Origin of the sequence: Mesorhizobium sp. M8A.F.Ca.ET.202.01.1.1 (genome assembly GCF_004791595.1) — a bacterium.
Classification (GTDB): Bacteria; Pseudomonadota; Alphaproteobacteria; order Rhizobiales; family Rhizobiaceae; genus Mesorhizobium.
In genome coordinates this window covers 118828-133145 of record NZ_SRUN01000018.1, presented here as the reverse complement: position 1 = coordinate 133145, position 14318 = coordinate 118828, and the positions used below count along the sequence as shown (strand labels likewise).

Genomic DNA, 14318 nt, shown 5'->3' with positions numbered 1-14318 from the left:
GTCGGGCCCCAGCTCATCCACGGTTTAAGCCACCTGAGGGGTGACGGGCTCTCGACCGCCGCCACGGATCAGGCAAGCACCTGGTCCGTGGCACCCTCAACAATGCACGATTCCAAACACACAAGGGGTGTTCCAGGAAACACCAACGCCTCACTCCGCTGGAACACCCCTCATCCGTCGCCTTCGGCGACACCTTCTCCCACAAGGGGAGAAGGAAAAATGCGCGGCTCTGGCAAGACAAACTTTCTTCGGATAGCCTCCGAAAATTCCTTGGCGGAGGATGAACCTTTTTGGACCGATCGGCGACAGAGCAGACAGGGGCCAGGCGGCTCAACCGGCCATGACGGCGGCGGCGGAGACCGATCGCGCGCTTGTCGACCGGGTCGCGAAGGGCGACCGGGCTGCCGTGCGGCTCCTGTTCATGCGTCACCACGCGCGGATTTACCGCTTCGTGGCGCGCCAGACGGGATCGGAAATGATGGCTGACGATATCGCGAACGAGGTGTTCCTCGAACTGTGGCGCCAGGCGCCGGGCTTCGAAGGGCGCTCCGAAGTCTCGACATGGCTGCTCGGCATCGCCCGCTTCAAGGCGCTCTCGCTGCTGCGCAAGAAGAAGGAAGACTGGATCGACGACGAGGCCGCCGCCGCGGTGCCCGACAGCGCCGATACGCCCGAGGTCGTCACCATGAAGGAGGACAAGGCGGCCGCCTTGCGCCGCCTCATCGACGCCCTGCCCGAGGAGCACCGCACGGTGATCGACCTCGCCTATTATCAAGGGCAATCGGTGACCGAGATCGCGCAGGTGCTCGACATCCCGGTCGCGACCGTCAAGACCCGGATGTTCTATGCCCGCAAGAAACTCGGCGAAGCCCTGAAGGCCGCCGGTTACGACAGGGGGTGGCCATGAGCGCCGCTGAAAAGATGTCGCGCCGCGACGAAATGGAAACGTTGCTGCCGTTCTACCTGAACGGTTCGCTCGAAGGTTCGGATCTGGAAGCCATCGAAGAATGGCTGGCCAACGATCCCGCGGCACTTGCCGCGCTTGGCGAGGCGGAAGCCGAGTTCTCCGGCACGGCGGCGGCCAACGAGGCGATCCGTCCACCGGCCGATGCGCTCAGCCGCTTCGCCAAGGCGCTGGACGCGGAGGCAGGGCCGGCTCGGGCGCGGGCAAGCGCGTCCTGGCTGGCGCGGGCCTGGGACCGCTTCATGGCGGTGCCGGTTGGCGTCGCCTGGGCGACGGCCGCGGTCCTGCTGGCCTTGATCGCGGTGCAATCGCTGGTGCAGCCAGGCGGCAAGGGCGGCAATTTCGAGATCGCCGGCACTGAAGACGATCTGGCGAAGATGCCGTTCGCCCTGGTCAAGTTCAAACCGGACGCCAGGATGGCCGATATTGCCGTCTTCCTCGACACCAACAAGCTCAAGATCATCGGTGGTCCGACCGCCGACGGCGTCTTCAGGCTCGCCATTCCGGCGACGACCGCCGCCGACTACGAGAAGGCGCGCGGCCTTATTGCAGCCCAGCCTTTCGCGGAGACCGTGATCGAGGGAAGGAAGCCCGTTGATGGCGGCTAAGGCGGTCATTCGATTTGCGGCAATGCGAGAGCGGTTCACCGTTTCGCGAAAACGATGGACTGCTCTATCTTTTTGTTTTGATGCAATTCCCAAGGGAAAGCGCTTTGCGCTTTTCCCGAGAAAACCGCTACGCACTTTTCTTGGAATTGCTTTGGCGGCGATGGCAATCGTCACCGTGCCTGCGTCGGCGCAGACCAACGCCACCAATCCGGACCGGGCGAAAATCGATTGTAGCGACGAGGCCAATGCGACGGCAGCCGACTGCGTCAAGGACGGCGGCGCCAAGGGCGGGTCGGGTGCGGCAGAGGCCGGCGCCGTTTTTCTGCCCGCCCTGATCGTCGACCTCTTCCCCAACCCGGCCGCTCCCCCGGCACCGGTGCCGACACCACGGCCGGAGCCCGCGGCACCAGTTGCAGGCAACCAGGCCGGCCCGCCGTCGGGCGGAGCGATCGTCTCGCCGACCGATCTCATCGCCGTTCAGCCGCCGCGCGCCGTGACCGGCGAATTCGTGCCCGACGAGGTGCTGGTGACCGTCGATGGCGATGCCGGCGCGGTGCAGCAGATCGCCGCCTCCTTCGGCCTCGAAGTGCGCTCGCAGCGCCAGTCCCGGCTGCTTGGCACGACTTTGGTGCGCTTCGGCATTCCCGACGGCCGCCCGGTCGGCGTCGTGCTGGCGCAGCTTGCCGCCGACGGCCGCACGCAGCGCCGCGAGCCCAACCATATCTATTCGCTGCAGCAAGCGGCCGGCATCGTCAACTATGCCTTCGACCGCATCGCGCTCGACGCCAAACAGGCCAGTGGCGAAAACGTCCGTGTCGCCGTCATCGATACCGGCATCGACGACACCAATCCGGCTCTGGCCGGCGTCATCGCCGTGCAGTTCGATGCGATGCCCGGCGTGCCGGTCGAAAAGCGCGATCACGGCACCTCGGTCGACGGGCTGATTGCCGGCGTCGGCGCGCTGGAAGGCATGGCGCCGGGCGCCAGGATCTACCACGCACGCGCCTTCGAGGGCGGCAAGTCGACCATGGACGTCATCCTGTCGGCGCTCGACTGGGCGGCGGACCAGAATGTCAGCATCATCAATATGAGCTTCGTCGGCCCGAAGAACGACCTGCTCGGTACTGCCTGCCGCAATGCCCGCGCGCTCGGCATGGTGCTGGTCGCGGCGGCCGGCAACAACGGGCCGAAGGCGCCCTATGGCTACCCGGCCGCCTTTGACGGCGTCATTGCGGTAACGGCCACCGACGCCAAGGACGGATTGATGCCGCAGGCCAATCGCGGCGCCTATGTCTTCATCTCGGCGCCGGGGGTCGAGATGGTGGCGCCGAGCGGCGCCGGCTCGGACGTCGTCACGGGCACCTCGTTTGCCGCGGCAATCGTCAGCGGCGCCATCGCCAACCTCATCCACGCCGCCCCCGAGCGCTCGGCCGACGACATCGAGAAGGCACTGGCCGCCACCGCCAGGGATCTTGGCCCGAAGGGCCGCGACAATGATTTCGGCTATGGGCTGCTGGACATCAAGGCCGCACAGACGGCGAAGGAGTAGCCCGTGACGGCTCAGGCCGCGCGTTGCCGGGGCCGGAGCAGGAACCAAGACGCGGCGATGTGCGTGATCATAAGCAGCGGCACATAGATGATCGGGATCGCATAGGTGGCGCCGAATTGTTCCGCGTGTGCGGGAAGGCCGAGCTGCGTGGCATGATAATAGTCGACTAGCAGATCGACCATCCCGAAAAGGTTGAAGGCGACGACGAACGGCCAGAAGAGCCGAGGTATCCGCACCGTGAGCAATGCCAGCATGGCCAGCACCCCTGTTGCGAAGTCGCCGTAGGCGGCGAATGCGGCGAAGCCGGCAGGCAAGTTGGAACCCACGACGCCCGGGAGGATGAAGACGAGCCCGAAGAAGCGGAAGCTGTGCAGGGTGGCGATGGCGCGTTGTGCTGCGACCGGGTCCATTTGCCGGAGCCAGGGCCAGATATACGTGCCGAAGCAAAGCAGCCATGCGACATAGCCCAGAACGAGATGGGTTTGAAATAGGACTTCCGTGGACATCTGACGTCTTTCCGACAGTCGGTTCACACTGCTTCGAACACCGCGGTCAGGATGCCGAGCCGGCCCTGCATGAGATTTCGACCCAGGTTGGTCGTAAGCTCGGCGAAGTCCGGCCCCATCACCACGCCGAGATTTGGCGAAGGCGGCGGCCCCGATGCGCGCAGTTGCGCGAACCAGGCTCTGGCGGCCTCAGTGTCGTCTTGCCATGCGAGCATGCGGAAGCCGGCCGCTTCGATCGCCGCGCGCGTCGCGTCGGCTGTCAGGAGGAAGCTCGTCGCCGGCATTCGTGCCCAGGGGAGCGGGTAGTGCGGTTCACCCTTGCCCAATGCGACGTCGAAGGTGGCAATCCGGCCGCCTGACTTCAACACGCGCCTGGTCTCGTGATAGAGCCGCGCCCGGTTGGAGATGTTCATCGCCACATGCTGCAGCAACACGATGTCGAAACGGCCGTCGTCGAACGGAAGCTCCAGGGCATTGGCAGTCTGGAACGACAGCTGCCCGCTCTGTCCCGTGCGTTCGGTCAGATAGCGTGCGGCTTCCACGAAAGGCGCGCTGAGGTCCACGCCAGTAACCCGGCAGCCATAGGTCGCAGCCAGAAAGCGCGCCGGCCCGCCGATGCCCGAGCCGACGTCCAGGACCGACATATCGGCGGCGACCCCCGCCAATTGGGCAAGCTCGGCGGTGGCAGCAAGCCCACGCGTGTGAAACTGGTCGAGGGTACCCAATTGCTGTGGCGTGAGAAGCTGGTCCGCTGGACCAAGGGCGGCCAGTACGGTCTTCAGCCGCTCAGTCAGGCCGGTCGCGCGATAATGGTCGCGCACCCCATCGAGTTCATTGGTCATTGCAAGATGTCTCCGTGCTTCGACCTACTACCTAAGCCCGCTTCCATAATTCGACTATCCCCTGTAATCACAACGACCTATGAAGCAGAACTACACAGTCCGTCATGGTGCGCTGGAGGGCGTCGAGGCGTTCCTGGCTGTCGCAAGGCACCGCAACTTCCGCCGCGCCGCCGCGGATCTCGGCGTGACGCCGTCCGCCGTGAGCCAGGCGGTGCGGGCACTGGAAGCGCGCTTGGGCACCGCGCTGTTCGTCCGCACGACGCGCAGCGTCGGCTTGACCGAGCCCGGTCAGCGGTTTCTTGACCGCGCCGGCCCTGCCTTCGAAGAACTCGTCTCGGCCGGCGAAGCCGCCCGAGATGTCGGCCAGCGGCCAACCGGACTGCTACGCCTGTCCGTGCCCCGGGCCGTCGTGCCGCTGATCCTGGAGCCGATGATCGCGTCGTTCTGCCGAGCCTATCCCGAGATCGAGCTGGAGATCGCCGCGAGCGACGAGATGGTCGATCTCGCGAACGGCGGGTTCGACGCCGGCATCCGCCTCGGCCAATTCGTCGCGCCTGACATGGTCGCGGTGCGGCTGACGCCGCCGTTCAGCTTCGTCGTCGTCGGCAGCCCGGACTATTTTGAGCACAATGGCTATCCCGCGCATGTCGAGGATCTCCGCCACCACGCCTGCTTGCGCTTGCGCCGCTCGAACGGCGCCATCGCGCCCTGGTCCTTCGTCGACGGCAACGAAACGATCGAGGCGATCGTCTCGGGCCCGCTGATCGCGCATGACTATCCGACGTTGCTGGGGGCCGCGATGCAAGGCGTTGGATTGGCGCAAACGCCTCGACCCGTTGCCGAGGGTCCGATTGCCCAGGGAAAACTAAAGCCCGTTCTAGAGGGCCTCTCGGCGACGACGCCGGGTGTCTTCCTCTATCATCCCGGCAAGCACCAGGTCCTGCCGAAGCTGCGCGCCTTCATCGATCATCTCAAATCCGCGGGCTAGGCAGGCGCGCCAGCCACGGACCCCCGCACCACCAGGTCGACCGGCCAGACCTCGCCGCGGGCGGCCTCCTCCAGCCCCGATATGCGTGCCGCCAGCCGCTCGGCAATGCGTGCGCCGGCCAGCCGGATCGACGAGCGCGTCGTGGACAGCGGCACGGAAAAATTCTCCGGCTTCAGCCAGGGAAAGACGTCGTCATGGGCAATCAGCGAGACGTCGCCGGGAATGCTGAGCCCGAGATCACGCACCGCGCGCACGACGCCGAGCGCCATGATCAGGCTGGAGCAGGCGATTGCCGTCGGCGCGCCGTCCTGTTCGAGCAGGCGCCGGGCAGCGCGATAGCCATTCTCCTCGGTCATGGCGACGGAGCAGACATGGCGATCGCCCAATGTCAGGCCGCTCGCGGCCAGCGCCCGGCGCAGGCCGCGCTCGCGGTGAATGGCGAAGGTTTCCCTGTCATCGCCGTTGATCAGCGCCAGCCGCCGGTGGCCGAGCTGGACGAGCAGCCGGGCCGCCTCGTGGAAAGCGCCTTCATTGTCGATGTCGAGATAGGGATAGTCGAAATCGAAACCCTCGCTGCGGCCATGGACGATGAAAGGAATGCCGAGCGTGTTGACCAGCGCCACGCGCCGGTCGGCGGGCCTGGGCGAAGAGATGTAGACGGCGTCGACCTGCCGGTTGGCGACGATACGCCGGTAGGTCGTCTCCTGATCGTCGGCATCAGCCGGCGATAACACGAGGTCGAGTTCGTGCGAGCGGGCATAGTCGCCCAGGCCGGACAGAAATTCGACGAAGTGCGGGTCGATGTCGACGGCCGCACCCGTCGGCAGCACATAGCCGATCATTCCGGACTTGCCCGTGGCCAGCCGGCGCGCGCTCGGATTGGGGCGATAGCCGTGGCGCTTGGCGGCGTCCATGACGCGCCTGCGGGTTTCCTCGTTGACTTCGGGGTAGCCGTTCAGCGCCCGGCTAACCGTGGTCTGCGAAAGCGCCAGCATATGCGCAAGTTGCTTGAGGTTCACGAGAGGCCTCCCCGACTCAAAGCGCTTTTAGATTGAATCGACCCAACCACCGTCCGCGACGCGGCCATATCGCAGAGACCATAAGCGTGCCGGGGTTGGGTTTGAAACAAGAATTGCTGTTGCATTGCCAAAAAAGTATGTTGCGACGCACTTTTTCGAGCCCTGGCTGCTGGCAATTAAATCGATTAGTCCGCGGGCCCTCTTGACTCCTGATCGATTCAATGGCGAGATCGGCGAAGCCAAAGCGCTTTGGAAGACTCTTCGAAAGGTTGCGGTTCCCTTGCGACTGAGTCACAGTCCTGCGGCGTCGGCGGGCGGAATGGAGGTTCCGTCCGGTGAGTGTGTGACCCACTGGGAGGAATACCGATGAAGAAAATGCTTTTGCTGGGTGTTGCGTCTGCCGCATTCGCCCTGAGCGCGCCCGCGCATGCCGAACTGAAGTTCAAGCCGGGCGAGGACAAGCGCTTCAACTGGGCGAATTACGAAGATCTCAAGAAAGTCGACCTCAAGGGCGAGACTCTGTCGATCTTCGGACCGTGGCGTGGCGAGGACGAGACGCTTGTGCGGTCGGTACTCGATTATTTCTCCGAAGCCACCGGCGCGGAGGTCAAATATTCCTCGTCCGAGAATTACGAGCAGCAGATCGTCATCGACACCCAGGCCGGCAGCCCGCCCAACATCGCCGTGCTGCCGCAGCCGGGCCTCATCCAGGACCTTGCTTCCAAGGGCGTGCTGACCCCGCTGGGCGACGACGTCGCGGCTTGGGTCAAGGAGAATTACGCCGCCGGCGACTCCTGGGCCAAGCTCGGCACCTACAACGGCAAGGACGGCAAGCCGGGCTTCTATGCCTTTCCCTACAAGATCGACGTGAAGGGGCTGGTCTGGTACTCGCCCGACAATTTCGAGGAAGCCGGCTACAAGGTGCCGAAGACGCAGGAAGAACTGGCGGAGCTCGAAAAGAAGATCATCGCCGATGGCGGCAAGCCGTGGTGCATCGGGCTTGGTTCGGGCGGCGCGACGGGCTGGCCGGCGACCGACTGGGTCGAGGACATCATGCTGCGCACGCAGCCGCCCGAAGTCTACGACAAGTGGGTGAAGAACGAGATCCCGTTCACCGATCCGGCGGTGGTCAACGCCATCGACATCTTCGGCAAGATCGCCACCGACGACAAGATGGTGGACGGCGGCGCCAAGGCAGTCGCGGCGACCGACTTCCGCGACAGCCCGAAGGGCCTCTTCACCGTGCCGCCGAAGTGCTACATGCACCATCAGGCATCGTTCATCCCCTCCTTCTTCCCGGAGGGCGTGAAGCTCGGCCAGGATGCGGACTTCTTCCCCTACCCGCCTTACGCCTCCAAGCCGGAACTGGGAACGCCGCTGGAAGTGGCCGGAACGCTGGTGATGATCACCAAGGATTCCAAGGCGTCGCGCGAATTCATCAAATTCCTGCAGATGCCGCTCGCGCATGAATTGTGGATGGCGCAGAAGAGCTTCGTCACCCCCTTCAAGGGAGCCAACAAGGACGCCTATGGCAGCGATGCGCTGAAGAAGCAGGGCGAGATCCTGGTCGGCGCCACGACGGTGCGCTTCGACGGCTCCGACCTGATGCCCGGCAAGGTCGGTGCCGGCTCGTTCTGGACCGGCATGATCGACCTGGTCGGCGGCAAGTCCGCCCAGGACGTCGCCACCGACATCCAGAAGAGCTGGGACGCTATCAAATAGCGGGGCGACCTAACACCTTCCAATCCTCCTGCTGGATCCGGGCCACGGCCCGGATCCGACCGGCGGTGCTCGCCGGAAGCCTTCACGTTTCGATTGTTCCGAATAACTGAAAGTCGGTGCATCCGATCGCCAGCATCGCTGGCCGGTCATGCGCAGGGAGAGGGACCCATGGCGACTCAGATTTTCTCGGCAATATTCGTCATCATCATCGGCGTCGGCGGCTGCGTCGCCTATTTCTGGGGCGCCAACAAACTGCTCGATTTGATCTTCCCCTCGCGCGGGGTGTCCGGGACGGCCGCCGTCAACAATCTGCGCCGGCAGGGATTGGTGCGGCCCTGGCTGTTCGTGGGTCCGGCGCTGATCATCCTGACCATCTACCTGATCTATCCGGTGATCGCGACGCTGTGGCTGTCTTTCTTCGACCGCGGCGGCACGAGTTTCGTCGGGTTCGCCAACTACGAATGGGCGCTGCGCGATCCGGATCTGCGAAACGCGATCATGAACAATATCCTGTGGCTGGCGGTGGTGCCGGCGGCCTGCACCTTCCTCGGCCTGATCATCGCCGTGCTTACCGACAAGATATGGTGGGGCACGATCGCCAAGAGCCTGATCTTCCTGCCGCTGGCCATCTCCTTCGTCGGCGCCAGCGTGATCTGGAAGTTCATCTACGAATATCGTGGCGACGGCCAGATCCAGATCGGCCTGCTCAACGCCATCATCCAGCATTTCGGCGGCCAGCCGCAGGTCTGGATATCGCTGCCGTTATGGAACAACTTCTTCCTGATGATCATCCTGATCTGGATCCAGACCGGTTTCGCCATGGTCATCCTGTCCTCGGCGCTGCGCGGCATCCCCGAAGAAACGCTGGAAGCCGCCGTCATAGACGGCGCCAACCCGTTCCAGATCTTCTGGAAGATCATGGTGCCGCAGATCTGGGGCACTATCGCGGTGGTGTGGACCACCATCACCATCCTGGTGCTGAAGGTGTTCGACATCGTCTTGACCATGACCAACGGCCAATGGAACAGCCAGGTGCTGGCCAATCTGATGTTCGACTGGATGTTCCGCGGCGGCGGCGACTTCGGCCGCGGCGCGACCATTGCCATCATCATCATGATCGCGGTCATTCCGATCATGATCTGGAACATCCGCCAGGCCAACAAAGAGACGGGAGGGCACTGATATGGCCGTGGCGACCGGAAATTCCTTCGCAAGCCGTTTCGGCGTCCATATCGCGGTGCTCGTCTTCGTGGCGATCTGGACCATCCCCACGCTCGGCATCCTCGTCTCGTCGCTGCGCGACAAGGACCAGATCGTCGCCTCGGGCTGGTGGAATTCGTTCGCCAGTTCCAGCCAGACCGAGGCCGGGCGCCTGCCGGCCGCCTCGGCGCAGACCCAGAAGGACGGCAAGTTCGTCCTCGAGGGCAACATTTTCGGCGACGGCGTCAAGCGCAACATCAGCGCCTTCGGCGTCAAGGCAGCAGCACCTACACAATATCCGGCCGGCACATCAGCCGACCTCGGTGACGGCGTGACCCTGCAGGTCAATGCCGACGGCAGGTTCGTCATGGCATCGCCCAAGGCCTTCGAAGGCGATCGCGGCCAGCGCGTCTACTACGCCTCGTCGGCGCCGCCGAAATTCACCACCGACAACTACCAGACCGTGCTGTTCTCCGAAGGCATCGGCCGCTCCTTCATGAATTCGCTGACGGTCACCATCCCGGCGACCGTGATCCCGATCCTGATCGCGGCCTTTGCCGCCTACGCGCTGGCCTGGATGCGGTTTCCCGGACGCGCCTTGCTGATAGCGGTCATCATCGGCCTTCTGGTGGTGCCGCTGCAGATGTCGCTGATCCCGCTGCTCAGGCTCTACAACGGCGTCGGCACTTTCTTCGGCGTGCCGTCCAAGACCTATCTCGGCATCTGGCTGGCGCATACCGGCTTCGGCCTGCCCTTCGCCATCTACCTGTTGCGCAGCTATATCGCCGGCCTGCCGCGCGAGATCATGGAATCGGCGCGCATCGACGGCGCCAGCGATTTCGAGATCTTCGTCAAGATCGTGCTGCCGCTGTCCTTCCCGGTGCTTGCCTCCTTCGCCATTTTCCAATTCCTGTGGGTATGGAACGATCTGCTGGTGGCAATGGTTTTCCTCGGAACGGCGCCCGATCAGATCGTGCTGACGGCCAAGCTCAATGCGCTGCTCGGCTCGCGCGGCGGCAACTGGGAGATCCTGACGACATCGGCCTTCATCACCATCATCGTGCCGCTGATCGTCTTCTTCTCGCTGCAGCGCTATTTCGTCCGCGGGCTGCTGGCCGGCTCGGTGAAAGGAGGTTGAGACAATGCAATCGGCTTTGAAGGCGACTTCGAAACCAGACCCCGCCATCGACCGCGACTGGTGGCGGGGCGCGGTGATCTATCAGATCTATCCACGCAGCTTTCAGGACTCCAATGGCGACGGCATCGGCGACCTCAAAGGCATCATCGGCAGGCTGCCCTACATTGCCGCCCTTGGCGCGGATGCCATCTGGATCTCGCCTTTCTTCAAATCGCCGATGAAGGATTTCGGCTACGACGTCTCGGATTATTGCGACGTCGACCCGATGTTCGGCACGCTGGCGGATTTCGACGCACTGACGGCGGAGGCGCACCGGCTGGGCCTCAAGGTGATGATCGACGAGGTGCTGTCGCATACCGCCGACATCCATCCCTGGTTCAAGGAAAGCCGCTCGAGTCGCGTCAATCCGAAAGCCGACTGGTATGTCTGGGCGGACGCAAGGCCCGACGGTACGCCGCCCAACAACTGGCTGTCGATCTTCGGCGGCTCGGCCTGGCAATGGGACACCAGCCGCCAGCAATACTACCTGCACAATTTCCTGGCCGAGCAGCCCGACCTCAACTTCCACAACGCGGAAGTCCAGGACGCGCTGCTCGACGTCACCCGCTTCTGGCTGGAGCGCGGCGTCGACGGCTTCAGGCTCGATACCATCAATTTCTACTTCCACAGCCAGGGCTTGGAAAACAACCCGCCGCTGCCGCCGGAAGAGCGCAACGACCAGACCGCGCCGGCGGTCAACCCCTACAACTACCAGGACCATATCTACGACAAGAGCCGGCCGGAGAACCTCGCCTTCCTCGAGCGTTTCCGGGCGCTGCTCGACGAGTATCCGGCGACCGCCGCGGTCGGCGAAGTCGGCGATTCGCAGCGCGGGCTGGACGTGGTCGCCGCCTATACAGCGGGCGGCAAGCGCGTGCATATGTGCTATTCCTTCGACTTCCTGGCGCCGGAAAAGATCAGCGCAGCCAAGGTCCGCTCGGTGCTGGAAGCCTTTGGCGAGGTGGCCAGCGACGGCTGGTCGTGCTGGGCGTTTTCCAACCATGACGTGATGCGCCCGGCCTCGCGCTGGGCCGCCGGCGAAACCGACCCGACCGCTTATCTCAAGGTTATCTCGGCATTGCTGATGTCGCTGCGCGGCTCGGTCTGCATCTACCAGGGCGAAGAACTCGGGCTCGGCGAGGCCGACCTGCGCTTCGAGGACCTGCAGGACCCCTACGGCATCCGCTTCTGGCCGGAATTCAAGGGCCGCGACGGCTGCCGCACACCCATGGTGTGGGACGGCAATGCCAGCAATGGCGGCTTCTCCCAGGCAAAGCCCTGGCTGCCGGTGCCGGCCAAGCACCTGTCACAGGCGGTCAACGTGCAGCAAGGTGACGAAACCTCGCTGCTTGAGCATTACCGGCGCTTTCTGGCCTTCCGCCGCGCCCATCCGGCATTGGCCAAGGGCGACATCAGCTTCATCGAAAGCCAGGGCGACACCGTCGCCTTCACCCGCCGGGCGGGCAATGAGGAGATCGTCTGCGTCTTCAATCTGGGCGCTGCGCCAGCGAAGGTTGACCTCGGCAACCGAACCCTGCAACCTTTGGCGGGACACGGATTTTCCGGGCAGGCAAGCACCGGTACGGTCGAACTCGGCGGTTACGGCGCCTGGTTCGGGCGCATAGGCTGAACATCTGAGGAACCACTGGGAGGAAATCAATGGCCGATGTCAATTTGAGACAAGTGAAGAAGTCCTACGGCAATCTCAACATTCTCCACGGCATCGACCTCGACATCAAATCGGGCGAATTCATCGTCTTCGTCGGCCCGTCGGGCTGCGGCAAGTCGACCTTGCTGCGCTCGATCGCCGGGCTTGAGGAAATCACCTCGGGCGAACTCAAGATCGACGGCCAGGTGGTCAACGACGTGCCGCCATCGAAGCGCGGCATCGCCATGGTGTTCCAGTCCTACGCGCTCTATCCGCACATGACAGTCTACGACAACATGGCCTTCTCGATGAAGATCGGCAAGGAAAGCAAGGCCGAGATCGACAAACGGGTGCGGCAGGCCGCCGAAATCCTGCAGCTGACCAAATATCTCGACCGCCTGCCCAAGGCGATGTCGGGCGGCCAGCGTCAGCGTGTCGCCATCGGCCGCGCCATCGTGCGCAATCCAAAAGTGTTCCTGTTCGACGAACCGCTGTCGAACCTTGACGCGGCACTGCGCGTCGCCACGCGTATCGAGATCGCCAAGCTCAAGGAATCGATGCCCAACACGACCATGATCTATGTCACCCACGACCAGGTCGAGGCGATGACGCTGGCCGACCGCATCGTGGTGCTAAAGGATGGCCACATCGAGCAGGTCGGCACGCCCATGGAGCTCTACAAGAACCCCGGCAACCTATTCGTCGCCCAGTTCATCGGCTCGCCGGCCATGAACATCCTGCCGGCCACGGTCGACAAGACGGGCAACCCGACCATCATCAGCCATGTCGGCGGCCGCAAGGCGACGGTGCCGATCGCGACGCCTGCTTCGGCAAAGGGAGCGGCGGTCAGCTTCGGCGTGCGGCCGGAAGATCTCGCGATCGCCAGTGGTGCGGACTATCTGTTCGAGGGGACGGTCGATTATGTCGAGCAGCTCGGCGAGGTTCAGTTGGTCTATATCGACATCGGCCGTGCCGACCTGCCGCTGGTGACCAAGCTGCCGGGCAATGTCGAGGTCAGGCGCGGCTCGACGCTGCAGTTGACCGCCAATGCCGGCGACCTTCATATCTTCGATGCGGATGGACGGTCGTTCGCGCTGCACGAAGCGGAAGCAAAAGCCGCCTGAGGCCAGCCATGTCTCGACAACAAAAAAAGAGAGCAGCGGGCAGGCCCGCCGCTCTCTTTTTATACATCACGACGGCTGGTTAGTTGTTGCCGAAGAGATTGCGGTCTGCGCCGTGAGGGGCGGACTTCTGCACGTCGCCGGACGAGTTGAGCAGCTTGTAGATGGGTGAGTCGCTGTTGCGGACCGAACCCGTATGCGACGTATCGACATTGACGGTCGACGATGCAGTGGGCTGATTGGCGCCATTGGAGCCATAGTTGTCACTGCCGGCGAAAGCGCTGCCGGAGAGGGCCAGAACGGCGGCGGCAGCAATGAGGATCTTGTTCATTTCCAATACTCCTAACGTCTTGAATTCCACGAGTGGCGAGCGAGCCCGCCACTCGCAACAGGCGTCAACGGCCGAAGAGGTTGCGATCGCTACCCGGCCGGGTAGGCGCCTCGGTGGCCGGAGCCGACTTGCCGATCGACGCGGTGTTCGCGTTGTCGGTCGACGTGACAGCCGCCTGGTTGGCACCGCTCGAACCGTAGTTGTCGCTGCCGGCAAAGGCGCTGCCGGAGAGGGCCAAGACGGCGGCGGCGGCAATGAGGATCTTGTTCATTTTAGGTACTCCTGAATTTGTGGCATCCACCCCGCGCGGCAGGGTCGCCCCGCCGCAAGCCGGGGATCGGCTGTTAGTTGTTGCCGAAGAGATTGTGGTCGGCGCCCTGGGCAGGCGTCTGAGCAGCCGGCTCCGACTTGCTGGTCGAAGCGGTGTACGAGCTGTCGACAGTGGCAGCGGGGGTGGCGGCGTTCGAACCGTAATGGTCGCTACCAGCGAAGGCGCTGCCGGAAATGGCCAGAAGGGCGGCGGCAGTGAGAACAATCTTTTTCATTTTGGGTACTCCAGTATTTTTCCGTCCGTCTAGCGGCGTGTCTTGGGATTAAAATCGCGTCGTTCGGACCGCCCCGATGTGGGAGAGGACCTCTGCTG

The 14318-nt window shown here is 63.8% G+C and carries 15 protein-coding genes; 9 read left to right on the top strand and 6 right to left on the bottom strand.

What is annotated here, in order from left to right; all coding sequences use genetic code 11:
- The first annotated feature begins 340 nt into the window (after nucleotides 1-340).
- The 3 genes from EN845_RS30410 to EN845_RS30400 all read left to right on the top strand — a co-directional run bounded on the left by EN845_RS30410 (nucleotide 341) and on the right by EN845_RS30400 (nucleotide 3121).
- A complete protein-coding gene (locus EN845_RS30410) occupies nucleotides 341-907 on the top strand; it encodes a sigma-70 family RNA polymerase sigma factor (protein WP_127275725.1) in 567 nt (188 codons plus the stop codon).
- Complete coding sequence (locus EN845_RS30405; RefSeq protein WP_127873357.1) at nucleotides 904-1572, top strand: anti-sigma factor; 669 nt, start codon at nucleotides 904-906, stop codon at nucleotides 1570-1572. Before EN845_RS30410 ends, EN845_RS30405 begins: the two co-directional genes overlap by 4 nt.
- Before the next feature lie 160 nt (nucleotides 1573-1732).
- Nucleotides 1733-3121 carry a S8 family serine peptidase gene (locus EN845_RS30400; protein ID WP_127873356.1) on the top strand — a complete coding sequence of 463 codons (1389 nt, stop codon included), beginning with the start codon at nucleotides 1733-1735 and terminating at the stop codon, nucleotides 3119-3121.
- 11 nt (nucleotides 3122-3132) lie between these two features.
- Here the strand turns inward: EN845_RS30400 and EN845_RS30395 are convergent, their stop codons facing one another.
- Complete coding sequence (locus EN845_RS30395) at nucleotides 3133-3627, bottom strand: hypothetical protein (protein WP_127873355.1); 495 nt, start codon at nucleotides 3625-3627, stop codon at nucleotides 3133-3135.
- Between the two features lie 23 nt (nucleotides 3628-3650).
- Nucleotides 3651-4469 (bottom strand): class I SAM-dependent methyltransferase, encoded by an 819-nt coding sequence (locus tag EN845_RS30390; protein WP_135907138.1) that lies wholly within the window; start codon nucleotides 4467-4469, stop codon nucleotides 3651-3653.
- A 79-nt stretch (nucleotides 4470-4548) separates the two neighbouring features.
- Here EN845_RS30390 and EN845_RS30385 point away from each other — a divergent pair, with 79 nt between their 5' ends.
- Nucleotides 4549-5457 (top strand): LysR family transcriptional regulator, encoded by a 909-nt coding sequence (locus EN845_RS30385; RefSeq protein ID WP_127873353.1) that lies wholly within the window; start codon nucleotides 4549-4551, stop codon nucleotides 5455-5457.
- On the opposite strand, the gene EN845_RS30380 is transcribed toward EN845_RS30385, so the two are convergent.
- Nucleotides 5454-6476, bottom strand: a complete 1023-nt coding sequence (locus tag EN845_RS30380; protein WP_127873352.1) for a substrate-binding domain-containing protein — start codon at nucleotides 6474-6476, stop codon at nucleotides 5454-5456. The two genes, EN845_RS30385 and EN845_RS30380, sit on opposite strands and share 4 nt — an antisense overlap.
- Before the next feature lie 366 nt (nucleotides 6477-6842).
- On the opposite strand from EN845_RS30380, the gene EN845_RS30375 reads away from it, so the two are divergent.
- The 5 genes from EN845_RS30375 (at nucleotide 6843) to ugpC (ending at nucleotide 13347) form a co-directional block, all read left to right on the top strand.
- Nucleotides 6843-8198, top strand: a complete 1356-nt coding sequence (locus EN845_RS30375; protein WP_127275672.1) for an ABC transporter substrate-binding protein — start codon at nucleotides 6843-6845, stop codon at nucleotides 8196-8198.
- A gap of 168 nt (nucleotides 8199-8366) precedes the next feature.
- Nucleotides 8367-9380, top strand: a complete 1014-nt coding sequence (locus EN845_RS30370) for a sugar ABC transporter permease (RefSeq protein ID WP_127873351.1) — start codon at nucleotides 8367-8369, stop codon at nucleotides 9378-9380.
- 1 nt (nucleotide 9381) lies between these two features.
- Nucleotides 9382-10536, top strand: a complete 1155-nt coding sequence (locus EN845_RS30365) for a carbohydrate ABC transporter permease (protein ID WP_127873350.1) — start codon at nucleotides 9382-9384, stop codon at nucleotides 10534-10536.
- Between the two features lie 4 nt (nucleotides 10537-10540).
- Entirely contained in the window at nucleotides 10541-12205 is a 1665-nt protein-coding gene (locus tag EN845_RS30360; RefSeq protein ID WP_127873349.1) for an alpha-glucosidase, read from the top strand.
- 29 nt (nucleotides 12206-12234) lie between these two features.
- Entirely contained in the window at nucleotides 12235-13347 is a 1113-nt protein-coding gene (ugpC, locus tag EN845_RS30355; protein WP_127873348.1) for a sn-glycerol-3-phosphate ABC transporter ATP-binding protein UgpC, read from the top strand.
- Nucleotides 13348-13426: 79 nt separating this feature from the next.
- Here ugpC and EN845_RS30350 read toward each other — a convergent pair whose 3' ends face one another.
- From EN845_RS30350 to EN845_RS30340, 3 genes are all read right to left on the bottom strand, one after another.
- Nucleotides 13427-13675, bottom strand: a complete 249-nt coding sequence (locus tag EN845_RS30350; protein WP_127275667.1) for a DUF680 domain-containing protein — start codon at nucleotides 13673-13675, stop codon at nucleotides 13427-13429.
- Nucleotides 13676-13739: 64 nt separating this feature from the next.
- Complete coding sequence (locus EN845_RS30345; RefSeq protein WP_127873347.1) at nucleotides 13740-13946, bottom strand: DUF680 domain-containing protein; 207 nt, start codon at nucleotides 13944-13946, stop codon at nucleotides 13740-13742.
- A gap of 73 nt (nucleotides 13947-14019) precedes the next feature.
- Entirely contained in the window at nucleotides 14020-14220 is a 201-nt protein-coding gene (locus tag EN845_RS30340; RefSeq protein WP_127275665.1) for a DUF680 domain-containing protein, read from the bottom strand.
- Nucleotides 14221-14318 lie beyond the last annotated feature (98 nt).

What these genes read in the sequence shown, in the direction of transcription:
- EN845_RS30410 (WP_127275725.1), top strand. Translation starts at nt 341, where the DNA reads ATGACGGCGGCGGCGGAGACCGATCGCGCGCTTGTCGACCGGGTCGCG.
- EN845_RS30405 (WP_127873357.1), top strand. Translation starts at nt 904, where the DNA reads ATGAGCGCCGCTGAAAAGATGTCGCGCCGCGACGAAATGGAAACGTTG.
- EN845_RS30400 (WP_127873356.1), top strand. Translation starts at nt 1,733, where the DNA reads ATGGCAATCGTCACCGTGCCTGCGTCGGCGCAGACCAACGCCACCAAT.
- EN845_RS30395 (WP_127873355.1), bottom strand. Translation starts at nt 3,627, where the DNA reads ATGTCCACGGAAGTCCTATTTCAAACCCATCTCGTTCTGGGCTATGTC.
- EN845_RS30390 (WP_135907138.1), bottom strand. Translation starts at nt 4,469, where the DNA reads ATGACCAATGAACTCGATGGGGTGCGCGACCATTATCGCGCGACCGGC.
- EN845_RS30385 (WP_127873353.1), top strand. Translation starts at nt 4,549, where the DNA reads ATGAAGCAGAACTACACAGTCCGTCATGGTGCGCTGGAGGGCGTCGAG.
- EN845_RS30375 (WP_127275672.1), top strand. Translation starts at nt 6,843, where the DNA reads ATGAAGAAAATGCTTTTGCTGGGTGTTGCGTCTGCCGCATTCGCCCTG.
- EN845_RS30370 (WP_127873351.1), top strand. Translation starts at nt 8,367, where the DNA reads ATGGCGACTCAGATTTTCTCGGCAATATTCGTCATCATCATCGGCGTC.
- EN845_RS30365 (WP_127873350.1), top strand. Translation starts at nt 9,382, where the DNA reads ATGGCCGTGGCGACCGGAAATTCCTTCGCAAGCCGTTTCGGCGTCCAT.
- EN845_RS30360 (WP_127873349.1), top strand. Translation starts at nt 10,541, where the DNA reads ATGCAATCGGCTTTGAAGGCGACTTCGAAACCAGACCCCGCCATCGAC.
- ugpC (WP_127873348.1), top strand. Translation starts at nt 12,235, where the DNA reads ATGGCCGATGTCAATTTGAGACAAGTGAAGAAGTCCTACGGCAATCTC.
- EN845_RS30350 (WP_127275667.1), bottom strand. Translation starts at nt 13,675, where the DNA reads ATGAACAAGATCCTCATTGCTGCCGCCGCCGTTCTGGCCCTCTCCGGC.
- EN845_RS30345 (WP_127873347.1), bottom strand. Translation starts at nt 13,946, where the DNA reads ATGAACAAGATCCTCATTGCCGCCGCCGCCGTCTTGGCCCTCTCCGGC.
- EN845_RS30340 (WP_127275665.1), bottom strand. Translation starts at nt 14,220, where the DNA reads ATGAAAAAGATTGTTCTCACTGCCGCCGCCCTTCTGGCCATTTCCGGC.